Source organism: Tepidiphilus olei (assembly GCF_006980705.1).
GTDB lineage: Bacteria > Pseudomonadota > Gammaproteobacteria > Burkholderiales > Rhodocyclaceae > Tepidiphilus > Tepidiphilus olei.
Map to the genome: position 1 here is coordinate 45,260 of NZ_SBHO01000007.1, position 23,859 is coordinate 69,118.

At 66.3% G+C, this 23,859-nt stretch carries 22 protein-coding genes; 15 read left to right on the forward strand and 7 right to left on the reverse strand.

Annotated elements, in window-relative coordinates; translation table 11 throughout:
* Positions 1-8 precede the first annotated feature (8 nt).
* The 7 genes from recX to ilvA are packed head-to-tail and all read left to right on the forward strand — an operon-like array spanning position 9 to position 6,073.
* On the forward strand, positions 9-491 hold the full coding sequence (gene recX / locus EPD80_RS08400; RefSeq protein ID WP_221928919.1) for a recombination regulator RecX: 483 nt from the start codon (positions 9-11) through the stop codon (positions 489-491).
* 7 nt (positions 492-498) lie between these two features.
* On the forward strand, positions 499-1,221 hold the full coding sequence (gene lptB / locus EPD80_RS08405) for an LPS export ABC transporter ATP-binding protein (protein WP_142803824.1): 723 nt from the start codon (positions 499-501) through the stop codon (positions 1,219-1,221).
* A 2-nt stretch (positions 1,222-1,223) separates the two neighbouring features.
* On the forward strand, positions 1,224-2,729 hold the full coding sequence (locus tag EPD80_RS08410) for an RNA polymerase factor sigma-54 (RefSeq protein ID WP_142811036.1): 1,506 nt from the start codon (positions 1,224-1,226) through the stop codon (positions 2,727-2,729).
* 21 nt (positions 2,730-2,750) lie between these two features.
* Positions 2,751-3,074 carry a ribosome hibernation-promoting factor, HPF/YfiA family gene (gene hpf, locus EPD80_RS08415; RefSeq protein ID WP_142803826.1) on the forward strand — a complete coding sequence of 108 codons (324 nt, stop codon included), beginning with the start codon at positions 2,751-2,753 and terminating at the stop codon, positions 3,072-3,074.
* 55 nt (positions 3,075-3,129) lie between these two features.
* Positions 3,130-3,582: a PTS sugar transporter subunit IIA gene (locus tag EPD80_RS08420; RefSeq protein ID WP_142811038.1), complete on the forward strand. Its 453-nt coding sequence runs from the start codon at positions 3,130-3,132 to the stop codon at positions 3,580-3,582.
* Positions 3,583-3,591: 9 nt separating this feature from the next.
* Positions 3,592-4,554: an HPr(Ser) kinase/phosphatase gene (hprK, locus tag EPD80_RS08425; protein ID WP_142811040.1), complete on the forward strand. Its 963-nt coding sequence runs from the start codon at positions 3,592-3,594 to the stop codon at positions 4,552-4,554.
* Positions 4,541-6,073: a threonine ammonia-lyase, biosynthetic gene (gene ilvA, locus EPD80_RS08430; protein ID WP_142811042.1), complete on the forward strand. Its 1,533-nt coding sequence runs from the start codon at positions 4,541-4,543 to the stop codon at positions 6,071-6,073. Before hprK ends, ilvA begins: the two co-directional genes overlap by 14 nt.
* Here the strand turns inward: ilvA and EPD80_RS08435 are convergent.
* Positions 6,046-6,633 carry a 5-formyltetrahydrofolate cyclo-ligase gene (locus EPD80_RS08435; protein ID WP_142811044.1) on the reverse strand — a complete coding sequence of 196 codons (588 nt, stop codon included), beginning with the start codon at positions 6,631-6,633 and terminating at the stop codon, positions 6,046-6,048. The two genes, ilvA and EPD80_RS08435, sit on opposite strands and share 28 nt — an antisense overlap.
* Before the next feature lie 78 nt (positions 6,634-6,711).
* Between EPD80_RS08435 and EPD80_RS11535 the strand changes: the two genes are divergently transcribed.
* From EPD80_RS11535 to EPD80_RS08455, 4 genes are all read left to right on the forward strand, one after another.
* Entirely contained in the window at positions 6,712-8,745 is a 2,034-nt protein-coding gene (locus EPD80_RS11535) for a lytic transglycosylase domain-containing protein (RefSeq protein WP_185957747.1), read from the forward strand.
* 22 nt (positions 8,746-8,767) lie between these two features.
* Complete coding sequence (locus tag EPD80_RS08445; RefSeq protein WP_142811048.1) at positions 8,768-9,739, forward strand: complex I NDUFA9 subunit family protein; 972 nt, start codon at positions 8,768-8,770, stop codon at positions 9,737-9,739.
* Entirely contained in the window at positions 9,736-11,034 is a 1,299-nt protein-coding gene (locus tag EPD80_RS08450; protein ID WP_142811050.1) for a multifunctional CCA addition/repair protein, read from the forward strand. The genes EPD80_RS08445 and EPD80_RS08450 overlap by 4 nt, the downstream gene beginning before the upstream one ends.
* Before the next feature lie 84 nt (positions 11,035-11,118).
* The gene (locus EPD80_RS08455) at positions 11,119-11,916 is read left to right on the forward strand and encodes an alpha/beta hydrolase (protein ID WP_142803833.1); all 798 of its coding nucleotides are present in this window, start codon (positions 11,119-11,121) and stop codon (positions 11,914-11,916) included.
* A 7-nt stretch (positions 11,917-11,923) separates the two neighbouring features.
* Here EPD80_RS08455 and EPD80_RS08460 read toward each other — a convergent pair whose 3' ends face one another.
* Positions 11,924-13,075, reverse strand: coding sequence for a class I SAM-dependent methyltransferase (locus tag EPD80_RS08460; protein WP_221928920.1), 1,152 nt, complete (start codon positions 13,073-13,075; stop codon positions 11,924-11,926).
* A 42-nt stretch (positions 13,076-13,117) separates the two neighbouring features.
* On the opposite strand from EPD80_RS08460, the gene EPD80_RS08465 reads away from it, so the two are divergent.
* The 4 genes from EPD80_RS08465 (at position 13,118) to EPD80_RS08480 (ending at position 15,664) form a co-directional block, all read left to right on the forward strand.
* Positions 13,118-13,885, forward strand: a complete 768-nt coding sequence (locus tag EPD80_RS08465; protein WP_221928921.1) for a pteridine reductase — start codon at positions 13,118-13,120, stop codon at positions 13,883-13,885.
* Positions 13,886-14,175: 290 nt separating this feature from the next.
* Positions 14,176-14,697 carry an acyloxyacyl hydrolase gene (locus EPD80_RS08470; RefSeq protein ID WP_142811054.1) on the forward strand — a complete coding sequence of 174 codons (522 nt, stop codon included), beginning with the start codon at positions 14,176-14,178 and terminating at the stop codon, positions 14,695-14,697.
* 2 nt (positions 14,698-14,699) lie between these two features.
* A complete protein-coding gene (locus EPD80_RS08475) occupies positions 14,700-15,014 on the forward strand; it encodes a (2Fe-2S) ferredoxin domain-containing protein (RefSeq protein ID WP_142811056.1) in 315 nt (104 codons plus the stop codon).
* Positions 15,015-15,016: 2 nt separating this feature from the next.
* The gene (locus tag EPD80_RS08480) at positions 15,017-15,664 is read left to right on the forward strand and encodes an alpha/beta hydrolase (RefSeq protein WP_142811058.1); all 648 of its coding nucleotides are present in this window, start codon (positions 15,017-15,019) and stop codon (positions 15,662-15,664) included.
* 52 nt (positions 15,665-15,716) lie between these two features.
* On the opposite strand, the gene icmF is transcribed toward EPD80_RS08480, so the two are convergent.
* The 5 genes from icmF to EPD80_RS08505 all read right to left on the reverse strand — a co-directional run bounded on the left by icmF (position 15,717) and on the right by EPD80_RS08505 (position 23,758).
* A complete protein-coding gene (gene icmF, locus EPD80_RS08485; protein ID WP_142811060.1) occupies positions 15,717-18,989 on the reverse strand; it encodes a fused isobutyryl-CoA mutase/GTPase IcmF in 3,273 nt (1,090 codons plus the stop codon).
* Positions 18,990-19,143: 154 nt separating this feature from the next.
* A complete protein-coding gene (locus EPD80_RS08490) occupies positions 19,144-19,638 on the reverse strand; it encodes a DUF4124 domain-containing protein (RefSeq protein ID WP_185957748.1) in 495 nt (164 codons plus the stop codon).
* Between the two features lie 157 nt (positions 19,639-19,795).
* The gene (locus tag EPD80_RS08495) at positions 19,796-20,938 is read right to left on the reverse strand and encodes a porin (protein ID WP_142811064.1); all 1,143 of its coding nucleotides are present in this window, start codon (positions 20,936-20,938) and stop codon (positions 19,796-19,798) included.
* A gap of 271 nt (positions 20,939-21,209) precedes the next feature.
* A complete protein-coding gene (locus EPD80_RS08500; protein ID WP_142811066.1) occupies positions 21,210-22,328 on the reverse strand; it encodes a porin in 1,119 nt (372 codons plus the stop codon).
* A gap of 308 nt (positions 22,329-22,636) precedes the next feature.
* Entirely contained in the window at positions 22,637-23,758 is a 1,122-nt protein-coding gene (locus EPD80_RS08505; protein ID WP_185957749.1) for a porin, read from the reverse strand.
* Between the last annotated feature and the right edge of the window lie 101 nt (positions 23,759-23,859).

Consider the following 23,859-nt stretch of genomic DNA (forward strand, 5'->3'; position numbering starts at 1 on the left):
CCTACGTCATGGCGATGAGCGGGCCGAGCGTGTGGCAAAGAGCGCTGCGGCTGCTCGCGCGCCGCGAACACAGCCGCGCCGAGCTCGCGCGCAAGCTCGCCCCCCACGGCACGCCCGAGGAAATCGCAGAGGCGCTCGCCCGCCTCGAGCGCACGGGACTCCTGTCCGACGAGCGCTGCGCCCGCGCCTTCGTCGCCGCCCGGGCCGAGCGCAGCGGCCGGCGCCTTCTGGAGCTGCGGCTGCGCGAGCGCGGGCTGGACGACGCCCTCATCGACGACGTCCTCGACGCGCTGGAAGCCGAATCGAGCGAAGCCGAGCGCGCCGCCGCCCTGTGGCGCAAACGCTTCGGCACGCCGCCCGCCGACGCCAGGGAATGGGCCCGGCAGGCACGATTTCTCGCCGGCCGCGGATTCTCCCCGTCCCTCGTCACCCGGCTGCTGCGCGACCCGCCCGAAGACTTCACCGAACCTTTCCCTGACACCGAACCCTGAGTCCTCCATGTCGCTGCTGCACGTCGAACGCCTGCGCAAAACCTACGGCAAACGCACCGTCGTCGCCTCGGTCGATCTCACCGTCGAAGCCGGCGAGATCGTGGGGCTGCTCGGTCCCAACGGGGCGGGCAAGACCACCTGTTTCTACATGATCGTCGGGCTCGTGCGCGCCGACGACGGCAAGATCGAGCTCGACGGTCAGGACGTCACCCACGAGCCCATCCACCGCCGCGCCCGGCATGGCCTCTCTTACCTGCCGCAGGAAGCGAGCATCTTCCGCCGCCTGTCGGTGCGGGAAAACGTGCGTGCCGTACTCGAACTGCGGGGGCTACCCAAAGAGGAGATTCGGCAGAAAGAAGACGAACTGCTCGCCGAACTCGGAATCGCGCATCTGGCCGATCAGCCCTCGGTGTCGCTCTCCGGCGGCGAACGGCGCCGCCTCGAAATCGCCCGGGCGCTCGCCACCGACCCGAAGATCATCCTGCTCGACGAACCCTTCGCCGGCGTCGATCCCATCGCCGTGATCGAGATCCAGCGCATCGTGCGGTTCCTGCAAGAGCGCGGCATCAGCGTACTCATCACCGACCACAACGTGCGTGAAACGCTCGGCATCTGCAACCGCGCCTCCATCCTCGCCGACGGCCGGGTCATCGCCTCGGGCCGCCCCGAGGAGATCATCGACGACCCGCACGTGCGCCGCGTCTATCTCGGCGAACATTTCCGCCTGTAGCCATGAGCCTCGAGCCCCGCCTGCACCTTCGTGCCAGCGCCACGCTCGCCCTCTCCCCGCAGATGGCGCAGGCGCTCAAGCTCCTGACGCTGTCGGCCGTCGAACTGCAGCAGACCCTCGAAGAAGCCCTGCAGGCGAACCCCCTCCTCGAAGTGGCGGAGACCGACGAAGAATCCCCCGAAGAAACGCTTCCCATCGCAACCAACGAAGGCGATGAATCCGACGACTGGCAGGCGCAACTCCTCGAGCGTCCCAGCGCGGAGTCGCCCGGCGAAGCGCACGAGCACACCGAAGACACCCTCCAGCCCGCGCCCGAAGAACAAACGAGCGCCAACGACACCGAAGCCTTCGACGACGAGCTCCTGTGGCAGGATGCCCGCCCCGCGCGCGACGACGACGAAGCATCCGACTTCACCGAGTGGCACGCCGCTGCCACCGATCTACACCACTACCTGCACGAACAGGCCGCGCTCACGCCGCTCGCCGAACGCGACCGGGCCCTCGTCGCCTTCATGATCGAAGCCCTCGACGACGACGGCTATCTGCACGAAGACCTCGACGAACTGCTCGCCAGCATCCCGCCCGAGCTCGAAGTCGGCCGTGAAGACCTGGAAATCGCCCTCAAGCTCATCCAAAGCTTCGACCCACCCGGGGTCGGTGCGCGCGACCTCGGCGAATGCCTGCGGCTGCAGCTGCGCGAGCGCCCCGACACGCCGGCGCGGCGCCTGGCCGAGCGGCTGGTGAGCGAAGCGCTCGAGCTCCTCGGCCGTAAGGACTATGCCATACTCAAGCGCCGCTACGCCTGCGACGACGCCCTGCTGCGCGAGGCGCTCGCCCTCATCGCTACGCTCGACCCCCACCCGGGCAGCCGCATCGGCGGCGAACCACCCCCCTACGTCATTCCCGACGTGATCGTGCGCCGGCGCGACGGTCGCTGGCAGGTCGAACTCAACCCGGCCGTCGCCCCCCGGCTCACCCTCAACCAGCGCTACGCCCAGATCCTCGGCGAGCGGCGCGACGGCACCGAAGCCCTGCGTGAGCATCTCGCCGCAGCAAAGATCCTAATCCGACAACTCGAACAACGCAACCACACCATCCTGCGCGTCGCCCAGGAAATCGTCGAGCGCCAGCAAGACTTCTTCGAGCACGGCGAAGCCGCCATGAAGCCGCTCACCCTGCGCACGCTCGCCGAAGCGCTCGAACTGCACGAATCCACCATCTCCCGCGTCACTCAGGGCAAATACCTGCAGTGTCCACGGGGCGTCTTCGAATTCCGCCACTTCTTCGGCGGCGGCATCGCCGGTGAAGATGGTGAAATCGCCTCGGCCACCGCCATCAAGGCCCGGCTGCGAGCCCTGATCGAAGGTGAAAACCGGACGAAACCGCTGTCGGACACCCGCCTCGCCGAGCTACTTGCGGCAGAAGGTATCCCCATCGCCCGCCGAACCGTGGCAAAATACCGCGAGCAGATGCAAATCCCGCCGGCGAACCGGCGCAAAGCCTTGTAATCACCACCACAGGAGTGTGCGATGAACTTCACCATCACCGGCCATCACGTCGAAGTCACCCCCGCGCTGCACGACTATGTCACGGAAAAAGTCGAACGGGTGCTGCGGCACTTCGACCACGCCACCTCGGCGCAGATCATCCTGCGCGTCGAGCGCAACACCCACAAGGCCGAAGTCACCGTACACGTCAAGGGCAAAGACTTCTTCGCCGAAGCCACCGATCCGGCCGACCTCTACGCCGCCATCGACGCGATGATCGACAAACTCGACCGTCAAGTGCGCAAGCACAAAGAAATCGTCACCAACCACCACCAGCCGGCCGCCCCGGCCGCTCAAGGCGAGTGACCGTCCCTGGGGTGGCCCCAGCCGCCACCCTGGTGCCCTCACCCTCGACTCGGCCATGAACCTCATCGCCAGCCTTCTCGACGTCGAGCACATCGCCCTCGACCTCCCCGCCGCCGACAAGCAGCAGGCCCTGGGAGCCGCCGCCCTGCTCTTCGCACGCGACGGGCTCGACCCGGCCAAGGTACAGGCGGCGCTCGCCGAGCGCGAACGGCTGGGTTCGACCGGCATCGGCGAGGGCGTAGCCATCCCGCACGGCCGACTCAAAGGTCTAGCTGCCCCCCGTGGCGCCTTCGTGCGGCTCGCCACCCCCGTGCCTTTCGACGCCTGCGACGGTCGTCCCGTACGGTTCATGTTCGTCCTCCTCGTGCCCGAGCAGGCCACCGAAGAACACTTGCAAATCCTCTCCCAGCTCGCCGAACGTTTCAGCGACCCGGACGTACGTCAGGCGCTCATGACCGTTTCCGATCCGGAATCCGCCCTTGGTCTGCTGACCGGCGCCGATGGCTGAACCCGCGAGATGAGAGAGACCTCGCTGCGTGCCGTCATCGAGGCGATCGACCCCGAACTGCACCTCACCCACGTCACCGGCTCGCTCGAACGCACCCTCGCCGTCCTCGACGAGCGCCTATGGCCGGCCGACCTCGTCGGCCACCTCAACCTCATCCACCCGGGGCGCGTCCAGATCATCGGCGCCGCCGAGATGACCTGGGCGCGACGCCTCGGACAAAAGCGCATCGCCCGCCACCTCGAAGAAATCTTCACCGCCAAACCCCCCGCTCTCATCGTCGCCGACGGCTGCACCCCCCCGCCCATCCTCGTAGCCCTATGCCGCACGCACGACGTGGCACTCTTCACCACCGAGCGCCCCTCGGCCGAAGTCATCGACCGCCTGCGACACCACCTCTCGCGCGTGCTCGCCGAGCGCGAGACGCGCCACGGCGTGCTCATGGACGTGCTCGGCCTCGGCGTCTTCATCACAGGCGACCCCGGCACCGGCAAATCCGAGCTCGCGCTCGAGCTCATCTCCCGCGGCCACGGGCTGGTGGCCGACGACATGGTCGAATTCGCCCGCCTCACCCCCACCGTGCTCGAAGGCCGCTGTCCGCCGCTGCTGCAGAATTACCTCGAAGTGCGGGGGCTGGGGTTGCTCGACATCCGCACCATTTTCGGCGAAACCGCCCTGCGCCGGCGCATGCGGCTTCGCCTCATCGTCCACTTGCGCCGGGTGCTACCGGGCGAACCGCCGCCGCCGCGCCTGGAGATGGAGCAGGTCACCGAAGAAATCCTCGGCGTGCCCATTCCCAAGACCACGCTGCCGGTGGCCGCCGGGCGCAATCTCGCCGTGCTACTCGAAGCCGCCGTGCGTGCCACCATCCTGCGGCTGCGCGGCATCGACTCCACCCGCGAATTCATCGACCGTCACAATGCGCTGCTGGCCCAGCAGAACCCAACCGAAACCGACTCCCATGGAAACCTCTGACTCTTCCTGCGATTACCTCGAACGCATCCTCACCGCCCAGGTCTACGACGTCGCCGTCGAAACGCCGCTCGACCCCGCCCCCACGCTGTCCCGGCGCCTCGGCAACCGAGTGCTCATCAAGCGCGAGGATCTGCAACCCGTCTTCAGCTTCAAGCTGCGCGGCGCCTACAACAAGATCGCCAAGCTCCCGCCGGAGGCGCTCGCGCGCGGCGTCATCTGCGCCTCGGCCGGCAACCACGCCCAGGGCGTGGCACTCTCCGCCCAGAAACTGGGCGCGCGCGCCGTCATCGTCATGCCCACCACCACCCCGCTCATCAAAGTCGAAGCCGTGCGCAGCCGCGGCGCCGAAGTCGTGCTCTACGGCGAATCCTTCTCCGATGCCTACGCCTACGCCCGCACCCTCGAAGAAGAGGAAGGGCTCGTCTTCATCCACCCCTTCGACGATCCCGACGTGATCGCCGGCCAGGGCACCATCGCCATGGAACTCCTGCGCCAGCACCCCAAACCGATCGACGCCGTCTTCTGCGCCGTGGGCGGCGGAGGGCTGATCGCCGGCATCGCCGTCTATCTCAAGCGCCTGCGCCCCGAGATCCGCATCATCGGCGTCGAGGCCGAAGGCTCGGACGCCATGACCCAGTCGCTCGCCCGGGGCGAGCCGGTCGAACTCGCCCAAGTCGGACTCTTCGCCGACGGCACCGCCGTCAAGCGCGTGGGCGACGAAACCTTCCGCCTGTGCCAGCGCTACCTCGACGACATGATCGTGGTGAGCAACGACGAGATCTGCGCCGCCATCAAGGACGTCTTCGAAGACACCCGCGCCATTCTCGAACCGGCCGGAGCACAAGCCCTCGCCGGCCTCAAGTCCTACGCCCAAAAAATGGAGCTCAAGGACAAGACGCTGGTCGCCATCGCCTCCGGCGCCAACATGAACTTCGACCGCCTGCGCTTCATCGCCGAGCGCGCCGAGCTCGGAGAACGGCGCGAAGCCGTGCTCGCCGTCACCATCCCCGAGCGCCCCGGCGCGTTTCGCCGATTCATCACGCTCCTGGGCAAGCGCAACGTCACCGAGTTCAACTACCGCTATTCGGATCCCGAGGAAGCGCACATCTTCGTCGGCGTCGGCATCCACGACCGCAGCGAAGTCGAGAAACTCGTCACCCAACTACAGGCAGAGGGTCTGCCGGCGATCGACCTCACCGACGACGAACTGGCCAAATCCCACATCCGCTACATGGTCGGCGGACGCGCCCCGCACGTGCGCCACGAACGGCTCTTGCGCTTCATCTTCCCCGAACGCCCCGGCGCGCTCGCCAACTTCCTTGCCCAGTTGCGCTCGGACTGGAACATCAGCCTCTTCCACTACCGCAACCACGGCGCTGACTTCGGCCGCGTCCTCGTCGGCATGCAGGTTCCACCGGAAGAAGACGAAGAATTCGCCCAGTTCCTCACCAAGCTCGGCTACGAATACGTCGAGGAAACGAACAACCCCGCCTATTCCCTCTTCCTCGCCGCCGGCTGAAACACCCCCGCCTCGGTCACGATCCAGTCCATCGGCACATCGTGCGCCTCGGGGTGGGTGTCGGGCACGCGCGTGCATTCATACCCCACCCCGATCGCCGTCACGGGGCGCCCTGCCGCGCGATACGCTGCAAGGGTACGATCGTAGAACCCGCCCCCGTAGCCGATGCGATAACCCGCCGCGTCGAACGCCACGAGCGGCACCAGCAACACCACCGGCCACACGTGCTCTTCTCCCGCCGGAACCGGCAGCCCGAAGAGGTCGCGCGTCATGGGCGAACCGGGCGACCACGGCCGGAAAACGAGCGGCGCCGCCTTGCGTAGCGCCACCGGCAGGGCCACCCCGATACCGCGCCCTTCCGCCCACCCCCACAGCGACGCGAGCACGTCCGGTTCCGTCCGCACCGCCCAGAACCCCCCGACCCAGCCCCCCTCTTCAGGCAAAGACTCGAGCAGTCCGGCTACCGCCCGCCAGATCAGATCGTCCCAGCGTCGGCGCACTTCGGGCGAGATCGCCTCCCGCCGCGCCAAGGCCGATCGCCGCATTTCCACCCGATTCATTCCCCACCCTTCGATCTCCGATTCACCATGAGTTACAATAAACGAAACGGCCTTTTTCCGCCAACCGCCCGATCCGCCATGTCCCTCCGGCCCTCCCTGCTCTGCACCGCCCTGCTCGCCGTCGCCCTCGTGCCCGGCGCACCCGCCGTAGCCGCAGCCGAAGGGCAGCGGGTGAAACCCGCCCCGAAGGCCGTCGAGGCCAAGGCCCATGCCGCCCCGAAACCAGCCGCCCCGAGCGGCCCCGACGCGATCGATCGTGCTCGTTCCGCCTACGCGCGCGGCGATCTCGCCACCGTGCTGCAGCAGCTGCCGCATGTCACCGCCCACCCGCTGGGCGACTACGTTCTCCTATGGTCGCTCATCCAGCGCCTCGGCCGCCCCAGTGAAACGGTACAGCCACAGGAAATCGAGGCGTTCCTCGCGCGTCACGGCGACGACGCCCTGGGCGAGCGCCTGCGCCGCGAGCTGCTGCGCACCGCCGTGCGACAGGAACGCTGGAGCGAGGCGCTGCAGCACTATCGCACCCTCGTCAAGCCCGACCGCGACGCCCAGTGCTGGGGCACGCTCGCCTGGATCCAGGATCAACCCCTATCCGGCATTCCCACCAACGACGTGCTGCGCCTGCTGGTCTCCAGCCCCCGCCCCGGCACCGAATGCGTCCCTCTCTTCGCCACGGCCGCCCAGCAGGGGCGGATCGACCAACGAATCCTACGCCAGCGCCTCTACGCATCGCTTGCCCAGAGCGGCCCGTCCGCCGCCAAAGAATGGCGCGCACTCGCCGGCCTGAGCGAGAGAGAATGGCTCGACCTCGAACACGCCACCCGCGACCCGCTCGCGACATTCGCCCTGCCCGACGCCTCGTCCACGACCCTCGCCGCCGCCCTCATCGCCCTGCAAAAAGAAGACCCCGAAGCGGCGCACGAATGGCTCCTCACCATGGCCGAACGGCTCGACCCCGAAGCGCGCGACGTCGTTCGCTGGTCGCTCGTGCTCTACGCCGCCAAGCGGCGCCTGCCACAGGCCAACGCCTGGGCCGACGAAATCACCCTCTCACCGCTCTGGACCGAACCGGCACGCTGGGCCGTGCGCGCGGCGCTCGCGGCGCAGGATTGGCCCAAAGTCTGGCAGCGCATCGAAGCGCTCCCCCCGGGCGAGCGCGAGCGTAACGAATGGCGCTACTGGCAAGGCTATGCCCTCCAGCAGCTGGGCAAAAGCGAACTCGCCGAGGCCATCTTTCGCACCCTCGAGCGTGGCGACGACTACTACGCCATGCTCGCCGCCCATGCCCTCGGTCACCGCTGGCGCCTGCCACCGCAATCTCCCCCTCCGTCGCCGCCCGAAGTGCGCGAGATCGAACGCCACCCCGTCGTGGTGCGCATCCTGGCCCTGGCCGAGCGGAACTGGTTTTTCGAAGCCGCACGCGAAGTCGAGGCCCTGGGCCGCAAGCTTTCGGTTCCCCAGGCACGTGCCGCCAGCGTCGCGCTCACCCAGGCCGGACACTTCGATCTGGCCATCCGTCTGGCCGAATCCATGGACGACGACGGGTTCCTCCTCGCCCGCTACCCGCTCGCCTACCGCGAACTCGTCGAACGCTACGCTGCCGCGCAAAACGTCGACCCCGCCTGGGTCTGGGGCCTGATACGCCAGGAAAGCCGCTTTCGCGCCGATGCCCGCTCGAGCAGCGGCGCGCTCGGTCTCATGCAGATCATGCCCGCCACCGGCAAGTGGCTCGCCGGCAAGCTCGGCATCCCGCGCTTCGACGTCGCCCGCCTGCGCGACCCCGACACCAACGTGATGCTGGGCGTCACCTACATGCGCATGGTCACCGAACAGCTCGACGGCCACCCCGTGCTCGCCACCGGCGCCTACAACGCCGGCCCCGGCCGCATGGGACGCCTGCGGCCGCAACAGGCACTCGAGACCGAGATCTACATCGAAAACCTGCCGATCGACGAGACGCGCGACTACATCAAGAAAGTACTCGCCAACACCGTCGTCTATTCGGCCATCCTGAACGGGGGCAAAGGCAAGGACATCACCGACTTCCTCCTTCCCTTGCCCGGACTGAGCAACGCCGCCGGCGCACCCGCGCCGGTGCTGGACAACGGATGATGCTCGACCAGGAGAAACGACCATGACCACTGCGACCGAACGCACCGCCCTCGTCCTCGGCGGAACCGGATTCGTCGGCAGCCACCTGCTCGACCGGCTCGTCACCGAAGGCTGGCGCGTCGTCGTGCCCACGCGCCGTCTACAGAATGCGCGTGACCTCAAGCTGCTGCCCACGGTCGAAATCGTCGAAGCCGACGTGCACGACCCGAAGACGCTCGAACGCCTGTGCGCCGGCAAACGCCTGGTGGTCAACCTCGTCGGCACCCTGCACTCGCGCCCCGGACGTCCCTATGGCCCCGAGTTTGCCCGCGCCCACGTCGAACTGCCGCAAAAACTCGCCGAAGCCTGCCATGCGCAGGACGTACGCCGCCTCATCCACCTGAGCGCCCTGGGCGCCGCGCCCGACACCCCGTCGCAATACCTGCGCTCCAAGGCGGACGGCGAAGCGCGTCTCCGCGCCGCCGGCGACGGGCTCGACTGGACCATCCTGCGCCCTTCCGCCATCTTCGGCCCCGGCGACTCCTTCCTCAACCGCTTCGCCGCACTCGCCCGGCTCTTCCCCATCCTGCCGATCGGCGCAGCGCAGGCCAAGCTGCAGCCGGTCTATGTGGGCGACGTCGTCGAGGTGATCCTGCGCGCGGCGGCCACCGCCAAGGCCGCGGGTCAAACCTACGAGCTCGCCGGCCCCACGGTCTATACGCTCGCCGAGATCGTCGCCTACGCCGCCCGTACGAGCGGCCATCCGCGCCGCGTGGTGGCGCTCCCGCCGCGGCTCGCCCGCGCGCAGGCGTGGCTGCTCGAGCACCTCCTGCCCAACCCGCCGCTCACGCGCGACATGCTCGATTCCCTCTCGATCGACAGCGTGGCCCACGGCGAGCCGCTGCCCTTCGGGCTCGAACCCACGCCGATGGAGGCCATCGGGCCGGCTTACCTCGCCAACGACACCTTCCGCAGCCGCTACGTCCGCTGGCGCATGCGAATGCAACACGGATGAAAATCTACTGCGTCGGCGGAGCTGTACGCGACGAACTCCTCGGCCGGCCCGTGAGCGACCGCGACTGGGTCGTGGTCGGCGCCACCCCCGAGGAGATGCTCGCCCGCGGCTTCCTGCCCGTGGGCAAGGATTTCCCCGTCTTCCTGCACCCCGAGACGAAAGAGGAATACGCGCTCGCGCGCACCGAGCGCAAGACGGGGCGCGGCTACCACGGCTTCGCCTTCCACACCAGCCCCGAAGTCACCCTCGAAGAAGACCTCGCGCGGCGTGACCTCACCATCAACGCCATGGCCCGCGACGAAACGGGGCGCCTCATCGACCCCTACGGCGGGCTCGAGGATCTGCGCCGCAAGGTGCTGCGCCACGTCAGCCCGGCGTTTGCCGAAGACCCGGTGCGCATCCTGCGCGTGGCGCGATTCAGCGCCCGTTTGCCCGACTTCACCCTGGCCCCCGAGACGCTCGCGCTGATGCGGCGCATGGTGGAGGAAGGCGAAGTCGATCACCTCGTACCCGAACGGGTCTGGCAGGAACTCGCCCGCGGCCTCATGGAACCGCGGCCCGATCGCATGATCGAGGTGCTGCGCGCATGCGGCGCGCTCGCGCGTCTGCTGCCCGAAATCGACACCCTCTTCGGCATCCCCCAGCCGCCAAACTACCACCCCGAGATCGACACCGGCGTGCACGTGCTCGCTGCCCTGCGCATGGCGGCCGAACGGGCCCTGCCGCTCCCCACCCGCTTCGCCGTGCTGCTGCACGACGTGGGCAAAGGGCGCACGCCGCCAGAACTCTGGCCGCACCATTACGGACACGAAGCCCGCGGCGCGGCGCTCATCCCTTCGATCTGTGCCCGGCTGCGCACGCCCGTCGAGTGCCGGGAACTCGCCGTGCTCACCGCGCGCGAGCACGGGCTGATCCACCGCGGACCGCGCCTTCGCCCTGCCACCCGCGTGCGCGTGCTCGAGCGCTGCGACGCCCTGCGCCGTCCCGAGCGCTTCCTGCACCTGCTCGAAGCCTGTGCCTGCGATGCCCTCGGCCGCCCCGGACTCGATATGGACTACGAACCGGTCGAGCGGCTCTGGCGCGATACCCTCGAGGCGGCCAGAAGCGTCGATGCCGGCGCGATCGCCCGCACCTGCACCGAACGCAGCCAGATCCCGGCAAGGCTGCACGAGGCGCGCGTCGCCGCCGTCAAGGCGCGCGCCGCGCGCGGTGGGGATGGCGATGAAGTTTCGTCGCCATCCACTGCCGCCACCACCGCCGGTACCCCATCCTCCTCCCCGCTGGAGGGTGCCTGAGGCCGTAGTATCATAAAATAAGCTGCCGTTATCCTTTGGCTACGCCACAACCCCAACGCCCCCAACCCTTACCGAGCCCATTCCATGACCGAGCACCTCGAACTGCTGCATGAAGCCCCCAGCCACCCAGTGAATGCCCCGCCCCTCCTCTTCCTGCACGGCGCCTACGTCGGCGCCTGGTGCTGGCAGGAGCACTTCCTGCCCTGGTTCGCTGCCCAAGGCTACGACGCCTGGGCGCTGTCGCTGCGCGGCCACGGCGGCTCACGCACCGATCGCCCGCGCGACACGCTCTCCATCGACGACTACGTCGACGACGTGCTGCGCGCCCAGGAACGCCTACCCGCCGAGCCCATCCTCATCGGCCACTCCATGGGTGGTTTCGTCGCCCAGAAAGCCCTCGAGCGTCACCCTTTCCCTGCGCTCGTACTGCTGTGTTCGGTGCCGCCCACCGGACTCGGTGGGTCGCTGCTGCACATGCTGCTGCACACGCCCATGGCCCTGCTCGAAATGAACCTCTTCACGGCCGGCAAGCGCAAGCCGCACCGCAGCCTGGTCAAAGCGCTCTTCCACCATCTGCCGCCGGAGCCCGACCTCGCCCGTTATCTGGCCGCGAGCGGACCGGAATCATTGCGCGCCATCTGGGACATGATGGGATTTGCCCGCGTCGATCGCGCCGAGCAGCATCCCGCCCCGGTATACGTCTTCGGCGCCGAACACGACAAGATCATCCCACCCGACCAGGTGGAGAGCACGGCGCGTTTCTACGGCACCACCGCCCGGATCCTGCCCGATTTCGGCCACACCCTCATGCTGGAGCCTGGCTGGGAGCGCGCCGCACGCGCCATCGCGCAGGTGCTGCAGCCGGCAGCGCAAGCCGCCTGAACGCCGCTCACTCCCAAGGAGGCGGCTCGATCCCTCGCCCCAGCGCGATCACCTTGAAGAGCTCCCCCATCTCGTGCGGCATGATGAGCCGCTGCAAGGCGCGCGCGGCCTTCAGATACGCCAGGCTCCCCGGCTCGGCGCGTTCCTCCAGCCGCTGCAAGATGCCGTTGGCCAGCAAGAATCCCGCCTGGTTCATGAAGGCCAGCGTCTCCAGCCCCTCGGCCTCGGCCGCCTCGGCCACGGAAGTGAAATCGACGAAACTGGTGATGTCCATCGCCCCCGGCAGCCACAGCGGATCGTCGACCACGCGGTGGCGGAAATAGCACTGCAGCGTGCCGCGCCAGCGCCACGGCACGTAATACGTCTCCCGCGGATAGCCGTAATCGATCAAGAGCAGCATCCCCGCCTGCAGCGCACGGGCGAGCGTCCCCACCCAGGCACGTGCCACCGGGTGGACTTCCGTCAGGTACTCCCGCCCTTCCAAATGGGGCAACTCGATCCCCTCCAGCCCGGCGAGCGCCGCCGGCGTCGGCGGGCGATCCTCCCAGGCGAGCGCACCGTCACGCACCGTCACGCCGCGCTCGAACGCCTCCCCTTCGACCGTTCCCACCAGATGCACCGGCAGCACGTCGAGCACTTCGTTGGCGAGCAACACCCCGCGGAAGGAATCCGGCACGGCCTCGAGCCAGACCACGCGCTCGGCAAGCGCTCCTGCCTGCGCCGCGATCGTCTCCTGCTGGCGAGCGCGCAGCGACCCCGACACTTCCAGGATGGCGTAGCGCTCGGGCAGCGCCCCGAGCTCGGCGAGCTGGCGCAGCACGTCGGCCGCGAGCAAACCGGTGCCCGCCCCGGCTTCGAGCACGATGCCTCCCGTCTGCCGCAACACCGGCGCGATCGCCTCGGCCAGCGTGGCCCCGAAGAGCGGTGTGATCTCCGGCGCGGTGATGAAATCCCCCGCCGGGCCGAATTTCGTCGCTCCGCCGCTGTAATAGCCAAGATCCGGCTCGTAGAGCGCCCAGCGCATGTAATCGGCGAACGGCACCCAGCCGCCGGCCTCCCTGATGCGCGCCACGATGCGCGCGCGCAAGGCCTCGCTCGCCGCCACCACCTCCGGTTCGGGCGCCGGCACTCCCCTCGTCGTCCGTTCCCGTTCGAACACGCAACCCCCCGTTTCACGCTACCATAGTCCGATCTTTGCCCGATGGACGAAGCCATGACCCCCTCGCCCTCCGAGCACCGCCCCGTCGTTCTCGTCACCGGCGCCGCCCGGCGCATCGGCGCGGCCATCGCCCGCCATCTGCACGCGCACGGCTGGAACATCGCGCTGCATTATCGCACCTCGACCTCGGCCGCCGAGCGGCTCGCCACGGAGTTCGACGCCCAACGCCCCGGCAGCGCCGCCTGCTTTGCCGCCGAGCTCGCCGCCCCGGCGAATGCCCCTGCGCTCGTCGCTGCCGTACTCGATCGTTTCGGCCGGCTCGACGCCTTGGTCAACAACGCCTCGACCTTCTATCCCACCCCGATTTCCGAGGTCACCCCCGAGCAGTGGGAAGATCTGCTCGGCGCCAACGCCCGCGCCCCCTTCTTCCTCACCCAGGCGGCCGCGCCCGAGCTCGCGCGCCGGCGCGGTGCCGTGGTCAATGTCGTCGACATCCACGCCGAACGGCCGCTGCCCCGCTATCCCGTCTATACCGCCGCCAAGGCGGCGCTCGCCGGGCTCACCCGTGCGCTCGCCGTCGAGCTCGCCCCGGCGGTGCGGGTCAACGGCGTCGCGCCCGGTGCCATCCTCTGGCCGGAAGACGATCAATACCCGCCCGCCGAGCGCGCACGCATCCTCGCCCAGATCCCCCTGCAGCGCCTGGGCGAACCCGGCGACATCGCCCGCGCCGTGCGCTTCCTTCTGGAAGACGCCCCTTACGTCACCGGCCAGATCCTCGCCGTAGACGGCGGACGCAGCCTCGCCCTCTAGGGAAACGCTGAGGAAATGAGCGAGCGGGATGAAACGCAAGGCGGAAGGTAGCGCAGCAACCGAGACATATCGAGTGGATAGGCGAGGGATCGAGCACCGCGCAACGCAGCGATTCGCCCGCGCAGCCAATCATTCAGCGTTTCCCTGACGCGGACGGACTATACTGAACTCTCTCCGACTTCGTCGCCTTGCTGCTCGCCGAACCCGACGCCCGCGAACTCGCCCGTGGATACGGCCTGGAGCGTTTCGGCGTATGATTCGTACCATAACGACCACATGGGGAGCACCCGATGAAACGTCTCGTCCCGGCACTGATCGCCGCCTGTCTGAGCCTGCCCGTGCTTGCGCAGGACAAGAATGCGATGAGCGCCTTCTACGGCCAAGACGGCGACATCGACCGCTATGGTCTCTCCTGGCGCTTCAAACCCTTCTGGGGTGATGTCTGGGGCGGCTGGCACGCCTCGCTCTCGCCCGAAATCGAAGCCTCCTACCTCGAATATAACGGAAGACACCCGGGCAACGACTCCTCGGGCGAGCTCGGCGGCCTCGTGCGCTTCCGCCTCGAACGCGGCGTCGGCGCCATGCGCCCCTATCTCGACCTTGGCTTGGGTGCGGCGGGATTTTCCGATACGAGGTTGGGAAACAAAAAGCTCGGCAGCGCCTTCCAATTCACCGAGCAGATCGGCCTAGGCGTCTCGATCGACCAAACCTGGTCGATCGGCTATCGCTTCTCCCACTACTCCAATGCCGGCATCGCCAGCGAGAACGACGGGCTCAGCCTGCATCACGTCGTGCTCGAAGTGAAATTCTGACGATGGCTTACTTTCGCCACCACGTCTTCTTCTGCTGCAACCAGCGCCCGGCGGGCGAGCCCTGCTGTGAGGATCACGGTGCGAGCGCCCTGCTCGCGCACGCCAAGGCCCGCATCGAGGGGCTGGGCTTGAAGGGCAAGGGCGGCATCCGCATCAACAAGGCCGGCTGCCTCGGGCGCTGCGACGAAGGACCGGTGCTGGTCGTCTACCCCGAAGGCGTGTGGTACACCTACCTCGACGAAGCGGACATCGACGAGATCATCGACGAGCATCTCGTGGGGGGCCGCCCCGTCGAGCGCTTGCGACTGCCCGGTTGACCATGGAACGGATACGCGTCGAAACCCTGCTTGTCCCCGGCCCGGCCGGCACGATCGAAGTACTCGCCGACCTGCCGGCGACGCCGCGCGGCGTGGCGCTCGTGTGCCATCCCCACCCGCTCTTCGGCGGCGCCAACACCAACAAGGTGACCCACACGCTCGCGCGCGCCTACGCCGAACTCGGCTACGCCGTGCTGCGGCCGAACTTCCGCGGCGTCGGGCGAAGTGAGGGCCGGCACGACCACGGCGAAGGCGAAACGGACGACATGCTGGCGCTGCTGGCTTGGGCGCGCGGGCGCTGGGGCGAGGGCGAACTCGCGCTCGCCGGCTTCTCTTTCGGCGCCTACGTGCAGACCCGCGTCGTCGGCCGGCTGTCTGCTGCGCCGCGCCACCTCACTCTCGTGGGTCTGCCCCATGGCCTCGCGCTGGGCAGCGGCAAGCAGTACGACACCCCCCTACTGCCCGAGACGCTGCCCGCGCTGCTGATCCACGGCGAGCACGACGACATCGCCCCGCTTGCCCGCGTCTTCGACTGGGCCCGCCCGCAGACGCGGCCCGTCGTCGTCATCCCCGGGGCGGATCACTTCTTCCACGGCAAGCTCGCCCTCATCAAAACCTTGGTCCAGCGCGACCACGCCGCCGGCCGCTGAAGGCACTGGACGCCACGCCGCCGCAGCGGCGCCCGTCCGGGGCGCCGCACACTCACATGCTGCGCCGGTACTGCCCGCCCACCTCGTAGAGCGCCTGCGACAGCTGCCCCAGCGAGCAGTAGCGCACCGCGTCCATCAGCACCTCGAAAACGTTCCCCCCGGCCATGGCCGTCTCCTTGACCTTGGCGAGCCACTTCGGCGCCTCCTCGCGGTTGCGCTCGTGGAATTCCCGCAGGCGGCGCAGCTGGCTTTGCTTTTCTTCCTCGGTCGAGCGCGCGAGCTCGAGCTTCTCGGGGATGACGTCGCCCTTCGGATTGCGGAAGGTGTTGACGCCGATGATGGGCAAGCTGCCGTCGTGCTTCTTTTGCTCGTAATAGAGCGATTCTTCCTGGATCTTGCTGCGCTGATAGCCCGTCTCCATCGCCCCGAGCACCCCGCCGCGTTCGGCCAGACGCTCGAACTCGCGCAGTACCTCTTCCTCCACCAGGTCGGTGAGCTCCTCGATGATGAAACTGCCCTGGTTCGGGTTCTCGTTCTTTGCTAGCCCCCACTCGCGGTTGATGATGAGCTGGATCGCCATCGCCCGGCGCACCGACTCCTCCGTGGGCGTGGTGATCGCCTCGTCGTAGGCGTTGGTGTGCAGGCTGTTGCAGTTGTCGTAGATGGCGATGAGCGCCTGCAAGGTGGTGCGGATGTCGTTGAAGTCCATCTCCTGCGCGTGCAGCGAGCGGCCCGAAGTCTGGATGTGGTACTTCAGCTTCTGGCTGCGCTCGTTGGCCCCGTAGCGATGCTTCATCGCGATCGCCCAGATGCGCCGCGCCACGCGCCCGATCACCGAATACTCCGGATCCATGCCGTTGCTGAAGAAGAAGGAGAGGTTGGGCGCGAAGTCGTCGATGTGCATGCCGCGGGCGAGATAACTCTCGACGTAGGTGAAGCCGTTGGCCAGCGTGAAGGCGAGCTGGGTGATCGGGTTCGCCCCCGCCTCGGCGATGTGATAGCCCGAGATCGACACCGAATAGAAGTTGCGCACGTCGTGATGGACGAAGTACTCCTGGATGTCGCCCATCAGTTTCAGGGCGAATTCCGTGGAGAAGATGCAGGTGTTCTGACCCTGGTCTTCCTTCAGGATGTCGGCCTGCACCGTGCCGCGCACCGTGGAGAGCACCCACTCCTTGATCTTCTCGGCCTCCTCCTCGGTAGGTTCGCGCCCGTTCTGCTCGCGGAACTTGTCGATCTGCTGGTCGATGGCGGTGTTGAAGAACATCGCCAGGATCATCGGCGCGGGCCCGTTGATGGTCATCGACACCGAAGTGTTGGGCGCGCACAGGTCGAATCCCGAGTAGAGCACCTTCATGTCGTCGAGCGTGGCCACCGACACGCCCGAATTGCCGATCTTGCCGTAGATGTCGGGCCGCTCGTCCGGATCGCAGCCGTAGAGGGTGACCGAATCGAAGGCGGTGGAGAGCCGCGCCGCCGGCATTCCTTCGGTGAGCGCACGGAAACGCCGGTTGGTGCGGAAGGGGTCGCCCTCGCCAGCGAACATGCGTGTCGGATCCTCGTTCTCGCGCTTGAAGGCGAAGACCCCGGCGGTGTAGGGGAAAGAGCCGGGCACGTTCTCCTTCATGAGGAATTTGAGCACCTCGCCCTCATCCTCGAACTGGGGCAGCGCCACCTTGCGGATCTTGTTGCCCGAGAGCGACTCGTGATAGAGCCGGGTGCGCACCTCCTTGTCGCGGATCTTCACCACGTACTCGTCCTGGGCGTAGAGCTCGCGCAGGGTCGGCCACTGCTCGAGCAGTTTCTTGGCGTGCGGCGTGAGCTCCCCATCTTTCCACGCGATGAGCTCGTCGAAGTGCTCGGCCGGCTTGCCGCACTGCGCGAAGAGCGCCTTGGCGATGCGCAGCGACTGGCGCTCGCGGGCGATGCGCGCCTGCGCCTGCACCTGGCGGTGATAGTCGCGCACCGTCTGCGCGATCTCGGCCAGATAGCGGGTGCGCTCGGGCGGGATGATGGCCCGCCCCTTGCTGGACGCGCGCACCGACACCCCCGGCAGCTTGCCCGGCATCCTCGCGTTCAGCCCCTGCGCCACCAGCCGCGGCAGCATGGCCTGGTAGAGGGCGGTGACCCCGTCGTCGTTGAAACGCGAGGCCATGGTGCCGAACACGGGCATCTCTTCCGGGGCCAGATGGAAGAGCTCGCGGTTGCGCTGATACTGCTTGCGCACGTCGCGCAACGCATCCTCCGCCCCTTTGCGGTCGAACTTGTTGATCGCCACGAAATCGGCGAAATCGAGCATGTCGATCTTCTCGAGCTGGCTCGCGGCGCCGAACTCCGGCGTCATCACGTAGAGCGAGGTGTCCACGTACGGCACGATGGCCGCGTCCCCCTGGCCGATGCCGGAAGTCTCGACGATGACGAGATCGTAGCCGGTGAGCTTGCAGGCGGCGATCACCTCCCTGAGCGAACGCGACACCTCGCTGCCGGTGTCGCGCGTGGCGAGCGAGCGCATGTAGATGTTCTCGTGCTCGATCGAATTCATGCGGATGCGATCGCCCAGCAACGCCCCGCCGGTGCGCTTGCGCGAGGGGTCGATGGAGATGACGGCGATCTTCAGCCGATCCCCCTGATCCAGCCGGAAGCGGCGCACCAGCTCGTCGGTGAGCGAGCTCTTGCCCGCCCCGCCGGTGCCGGTGATGCCGAGCGTGGGCACGCGCAGCGAAGCGGCCGCCTCCAGCAGCCCCCGGCGGATGGAATCGGGATAGGCGTCGTTCTCCAGCGCCGTGATCACGCGCGCGAGCGTGCGCCAGTCCCCCTGCCCCAAGCGCTCGAGGATCGCCTCGAGCGTCGCCGGCGCCTCATGGCTGAGGTCGAAGTCGGCGCGCCGGACCACGTCGTTGATCATGCCCTGCAGCCCCAGGCGGGCGCCGTCCTCGGGCGAATAGATGCGCTCCACCCCGTAGGCCTCGAGCTCGCGGATCTCGGGCGGCACGATCACCCCGCCGCCGCCGCCGAACACCTTGATCTTCTCCCCGCCGTTCGCCCGCAGCAGATCGACCATGTACTTGAAGAACTCGACGTGTCCGCCCTGGTAACTCGTCACGGCGATGCCCTGCACGTCCTCCTGCAGCGCCGCGCGCACGATCTCGCCCGCCGAACGGTTGTGCCCCAGGTGGATCACCTCGCAGCCCGTCGCCTGCAGGATGCGGCGCATGATGTTGATCGAAGCGTCGTGCCCGTCGAAGAGCGCCGCCGCGGTGACGAAGCGCACTTTGTTCTTCGGCTTGTACGGGGCGATTTTTTGCTGGATGTGCGGATCGCTCATGAAATGTCCCTCCTCGTTCGATGCGGTTTCTCGAACGGGAATGTAGCGCGAAGATGACGTTGACGTCAACGTCAACCGAAAAGAACGGCCTCGCCGATGGCTTGGAGCAGGCCGGCGCGCGCATCATGCACCCGGCCCTACCCGACGATGGATGTCAGCGGCCCGCAGGCTGCAGCAGCCGCGTGCGTTCCCGCTCCAGGCGAGCCGCGCGGCGCTCGAGCAGCTCCATCTCCTTCACTTGCCGCCGCTCCACCCCTTCGCGCTCACGCACCCGGGCTTTCTCGAACGCCGCGCGCTGGGCGGGTTTCAGGTCGGCGGGAGCCTCCCGCACCGCCAGCGCCATGCGCTCGTCGGCGTGGCGGGCGCGCAGCGCCTCGCGCTCGCGCGCCAGATCGCGCACCTCACCCTCGATCTGCACGAGCCGCTGCTGGCGCAGGGCGAAGGACTGCGGTGATTCGGCCTCCGCCTCCCGCGTCTTTTTCGTCGTTGCCGGCGGTACAGCCGGCGACGGACGCAGGGTGACCGCGGCGGCATCGGGGCCGCAGGGGTTCGCCTCGAAGCGGATGCTGCCGTCGGCAGCAGTGCAGCGATAGACCAAGGTCTCTCCCGCCGTTGCCGGCATGGCGGCGAAGAGCAGGGCGCACGGCATGAAAATCCGTGCCAAGGAAAAGGATGAATCTCTCACGGCGATCGCACTCCGGTTCCCGATATCCGCAGAGTATAACGGCACGCCATGATGCCGGTCATGAAACGGAAAAGGGGCCGAAGCCCCTTTTCGCGTAAAGCAGACGGAACATTTGACTTCGTCAGAAGGAATGCGACATGCCGACAAAGAAGAGATCGGTGTCGTCGACCTTGCCCGTTCTCGACTCGTCGTAGCCGGTCTGCCCCAACTTGTGGGCATCGCCCCACGTCATGTCGTCGTAGTCGATTTTGGTGTACCCGAGATAGCCGGTGGTGCGCTTGGAGAACGCATGGGTATAGGCGAGGGAGAAGGACTTGGGCTTGTACTCGTGGTCGGTAAAGCCCCGCACCCGGTCGATCTTCTCGCCACCGTAGGCCACGTGGATATTGCCGGCGCCCACCGGGACGATCACGCCGATCTGCCACAAATCGACGTCGAGATCCTTCCGGCCCATAACATCACGTCCCTGTTGGTAGGAGCCCGCCAGAGTAGCCATGCCAAAGTTATAGGAGGCGCCGAGGAACCATTCTTTCTGGGTCTCGTCACCTGCGGCATAACCATCGGCCACGTTTTGCTTGCTGAACTTAACCCCTTGATAGATAGCGCCGACTTTCAGCGGACCATTGTCGTAGCGCAGTGCCAAACCGTACTTGTCATCGTCTTGGTAGTCGGAACCATTCTTGCGATCGATCTCTTGGTTGCCCGCCGAGTAGATCGCATTGAAGGTGACGGACTGGAAGGTGCCGTTATAGGTAACCGAGTTGTTCCAGCGCGCCGGCGAGTTCGGGGTGATGGTGAGGTTGCCAAGCAGCGACAACCAGCTCTGCGGGCTAGCGGTGGCCGAGAGCAGCGCGTCATAGTCGTCGATGAAGTAACCGGGCGCGTACTGACGGCCCAAGGCGACCTGACCGAAGGAGCCCTTAAGGCCGACATACGCCTGCCGGGCAAAGGTCTGGCTACCCCCATTGTATCTGTCGTCGGCACCGGACATGCAGCAGGATTTGCCGGTATCGAGATTCACCCCCTGTTCCAGCACGAACACGGCTTTCAAACCGCTGCCAAGCGCCTCCTCGCCACGAAAGCCGATGCGGCTGCCGGCCAAACCGCCATCGTCGATGCCAGCGGTGTCGTCCCCCATCCATTGACCGTATTTGAAGAAGGCGTCGGCCACGCCATAGAGCTGGATGGAGGATTGGGCCCATACGGGGGTGGAGACGATACCTGCGATCGCCAACGCGATCAGTTTCTTCTGTGTTTTTTTCATGACGAACTCCTCGCTGTTGCGCAAAACAAAACGTTGCGGAACTCCTCTCCGTCGAACGTTTGCCTTCTCATGAACAAACTTAATGTTTCTATTATGTTGCGCCCGACACGATGAAGCAAGCGGATCCTGAGCATGCGTGTCAAAACGCGGAAACTTCCGTTGTATCCACACAACGAGCGCACACCCAGGAGCACGAGTTCACGCAAAAAAAGGGAAGAGGTGCGACCCTCTTCCCTTTCTTGGACCAGACTCGCCTTGCGGCTAGGCTGGATCAGAAGCGGTGGTTGATACCGACGTAGAAGAGGTCGGTGTCGTCCACTTTTTTATCCAGATCGGCGCCCGTACGACCATTCACGCCCTGACCGAGCGCCCTAGCCTCGCTCCACAGCAGGTCGTCGTAATCGACCTTGGTGTAGCCGACGTAGCCAGTGGTGCGCTTGGAGAGCGCGTGGGTATAGGCGACGGTAAAGGCCTTGGGTTTGACATCGCTGGAGAGCACGCCCTGCACTTTATCGACGTCCGCCTGGGCATAGGCGACGTGGATGTTGCCCGCACCCACCGGCACGATCACGCCGACCTGCCACAGGTCGACGTCGAGATCCTTCATACCGAGCACGTCGCGGCCCTGCTGGTAGGAACCGGCGAGCGTGGCCATGCCGAAGTTGTAGGAGGCGCCGATCAGCCATTCATTCTGGGTTTCATCGGCGACATCCTTGAACTTCACTGCCTGATAGATACCACCGATCTTCAACGGGCCGTTGTCGTACTTCAGCGAGACGCCGTACTTGTCGTCGTCGGTGTAGTCCGGACCACCTTTCACGTCGACTTCCCGATTACCCGCCGAGTAGATACCGGCCACGCTCACCGACTGGAACGTCCCATTGTAGGTGACCGAGTTGTTCCAGCGCGCCGCGGAGTTCGGGGTGATGGTGAGCCTAGTAAAGTTGGACAGCAGGCTCATCGGGCTCACGGAGGCATTCAACACGGCATCGTATTCGCCGGTGAAGTAACCCGGCGCGTATTGACGGCCGAGGGCCACCTGGCCGAAGTTGCCTTTCAGGCCGACGTAGGCCTGGCGGGTAAAGGTTTCATTACCGCCGTTGGCTGCAGAGTCAGTGCCCGACATGGCGGTCGACTTGCCCGTGTCGATGTTGAAGCCCTGCTCCAGCACGAACACGGCCTTGAGGCCGCTGCCAAGGTCTTCCTCACCGCGAAAGCCGAGGCGGCTACCCGCCAGACCGCCGGAACCGAGACCCATCGTGTCGTCGCCCCTGTCTTGGCCGAACTGCATGTACGCGTCGGCCACGCCGTAGACCTGGATGTTCGACTGGGCGAACACCGGCGCCGAGACGAGGCCCGCCACCGCCAGTGCGATCAGTTTCTTTTGCATCGTATTTCTCCTCTCTTGCAAGAAGGAAGCCCGTTTGGGGCGGAACCGCTCCGCCCACCCAAAAGCATCACCACCGTCGGCGAAGCTTGAGAAGCATTTTCGGTCAAGCGAGGGAAGCTTGGCAAGCGAAGGAAAGGATTGAACGGACTTCTCTCTTCTGGGATGTTGCGTCTTTGCAACGCCGTACCCATGCACATGACGCGCCAGCCGACACCGCCGCGACCACGAAACGCCCTCGCGACGAGAAACGATCGGCGAGACCGGGATCTCCCACGGCCTCGCCGCGCCATCACACCGGCCTCAAACCATCAGAACATGTGCCGGATGCCAAGGAAGAAAATGTTGGTATCTTCGATTTTCTTGTTGACATCATAACCGCTGTTCGACGGCACCAAGGCCAACTGAGCCCCACGACCCCAGGTCAGATCGTCGTAGTCGGTCTGGGTATAACCGCCGTAGAGGAAGGTACGCTTGGAGAGGAAGTGCAGATAGGCGATGGAGAAAGTCTGCGGATCGACCGACTTGCCATGCGCCGGATCGAGTTCGCTATGCGTATAGCTCAGACGCAGCTGGTTGGTACCGAACACGGGAATGATCGCACCGATCTGCCAGACGTCGACGTCGCGATCTTTCTGCCCCAGAACGTCCCGCCCCTGCTGATAAGTACCCATGAGCTTGACCATGCCGAAATCGTAAGCGGCGCCGATCGCCCACTCTTTTTGCGTCTCGTCTCCGAGCGCATTGAGCGCGTTGTATTTGACGTTGTGATAGATGGCGGTGGCGCTCAGAGGACCGGAGGCGTACTTCACCGAGAAACCAAAACGGTCGTCATCGCTATGGTCGATCCTCTTCCCATCCGTCGGGCGAATGACATCGACTTCGTTGTTGCCGGCCGAATAAATCGCCGACCAGCTCACCGATTGGTATGAACCACTATAGAGCGCGGAGTTGCTCCACCGGGCTTTCTCGCGGGTGCTGATCGTCAAACCCAGGAAATTGTTGATCTGAACGAGCGCGCTCGCGCCGGACCCGCCGATGCCTTCGAATTCGTAGATATAGTAACCCGGCGCTTGGTGCCGCCCCAGTGTGAGCTGGCCAAAGCTGCCCTTGAGGTCGGCATAGGCTTGCCGGGTGAAGACGTCGTTCCCCTGAGCGGAGGAGTCCCCCTCGACGCTCTTGCCGGTGTCGATGTTGAACCCTTGCTCGAGCAGGAACACCGCTTTGAGACCACTACCCAGGTCCTCCTCACCCCGCACCCCGATGCGCGGCCCCCCTGTGCCGCTCGTGGAATTGATCATAAAAAAATCATTGCCCATCGAATCGCCATATTGGAAGTTGGCGTCCAGCACGCCATAGAGCTGGATGTTCGATTGAGCATATACCGGCGCTGCCAGGGCACCGGCCACCGCCAGCGCGACAAGTTTTTTCATCGTAGTATCTCCTCCAGCATGGTCGGATTTTCGAGCCTTCTCGGCTCCCCAGAAACACACCACTTTCATCGAATGAGTAAAAGTGATGCCGCTATAAATTC

Coding starts and splice junctions, on each gene's coding strand:
- hprK (WP_142811040.1), top strand. CDS start 3,592: ATGAGAGAGACCTCGCTGCGTGCCGTCATCGAGGCGATCGACCCCGAA.
- EPD80_RS08435 (WP_142811044.1), bottom strand. CDS start 6,633: ATGAATCGGGTGGAAATGCGGCGATCGGCCTTGGCGCGGCGGGAGGCG.
- EPD80_RS11535 (WP_185957747.1), top strand. CDS start 6,712: ATGTCCCTCCGGCCCTCCCTGCTCTGCACCGCCCTGCTCGCCGTCGCC.
- EPD80_RS08470 (WP_142811054.1), top strand. CDS start 14,176: ATGAAACGTCTCGTCCCGGCACTGATCGCCGCCTGTCTGAGCCTGCCC.
- ilvA (WP_142811042.1), top strand. CDS start 4,541: ATGGAAACCTCTGACTCTTCCTGCGATTACCTCGAACGCATCCTCACC.
- recX (WP_221928919.1), top strand. CDS start 9: ATGGCGATGAGCGGGCCGAGCGTGTGGCAAAGAGCGCTGCGGCTGCTC.
- EPD80_RS08480 (WP_142811058.1), top strand. CDS start 15,017: ATGGAACGGATACGCGTCGAAACCCTGCTTGTCCCCGGCCCGGCCGGC.
- EPD80_RS08495 (WP_142811064.1), bottom strand. CDS start 20,938: ATGAAAAAAACACAGAAGAAACTGATCGCGTTGGCGATCGCAGGTATC.
- icmF (WP_142811060.1), bottom strand. CDS start 18,989: ATGAGCGATCCGCACATCCAGCAAAAAATCGCCCCGTACAAGCCGAAG.
- EPD80_RS08455 (WP_142803833.1), top strand. CDS start 11,119: ATGACCGAGCACCTCGAACTGCTGCATGAAGCCCCCAGCCACCCAGTG.
- EPD80_RS08465 (WP_221928921.1), top strand. CDS start 13,118: ATGGACGAAGCCATGACCCCCTCGCCCTCCGAGCACCGCCCCGTCGTT.
- lptB (WP_142803824.1), top strand. CDS start 499: ATGTCGCTGCTGCACGTCGAACGCCTGCGCAAAACCTACGGCAAACGC.
- hpf (WP_142803826.1), top strand. CDS start 2,751: ATGAACTTCACCATCACCGGCCATCACGTCGAAGTCACCCCCGCGCTG.
- EPD80_RS08500 (WP_142811066.1), bottom strand. CDS start 22,328: ATGCAAAAGAAACTGATCGCACTGGCGGTGGCGGGCCTCGTCTCGGCG.
- EPD80_RS08490 (WP_185957748.1), bottom strand. CDS start 19,638: ATGCCGTGCGCCCTGCTCTTCGCCGCCATGCCGGCAACGGCGGGAGAG.
- EPD80_RS08505 (WP_185957749.1), bottom strand. CDS start 23,758: ATGAAAAAACTTGTCGCGCTGGCGGTGGCCGGTGCCCTGGCAGCGCCG.
- EPD80_RS08445 (WP_142811048.1), top strand. CDS start 8,768: ATGACCACTGCGACCGAACGCACCGCCCTCGTCCTCGGCGGAACCGGA.
- EPD80_RS08475 (WP_142811056.1), top strand. CDS start 14,700: ATGGCTTACTTTCGCCACCACGTCTTCTTCTGCTGCAACCAGCGCCCG.
- EPD80_RS08420 (WP_142811038.1), top strand. CDS start 3,130: ATGAACCTCATCGCCAGCCTTCTCGACGTCGAGCACATCGCCCTCGAC.
- EPD80_RS08410 (WP_142811036.1), top strand. CDS start 1,224: ATGAGCCTCGAGCCCCGCCTGCACCTTCGTGCCAGCGCCACGCTCGCC.
- EPD80_RS08450 (WP_142811050.1), top strand. CDS start 9,736: ATGAAAATCTACTGCGTCGGCGGAGCTGTACGCGACGAACTCCTCGGC.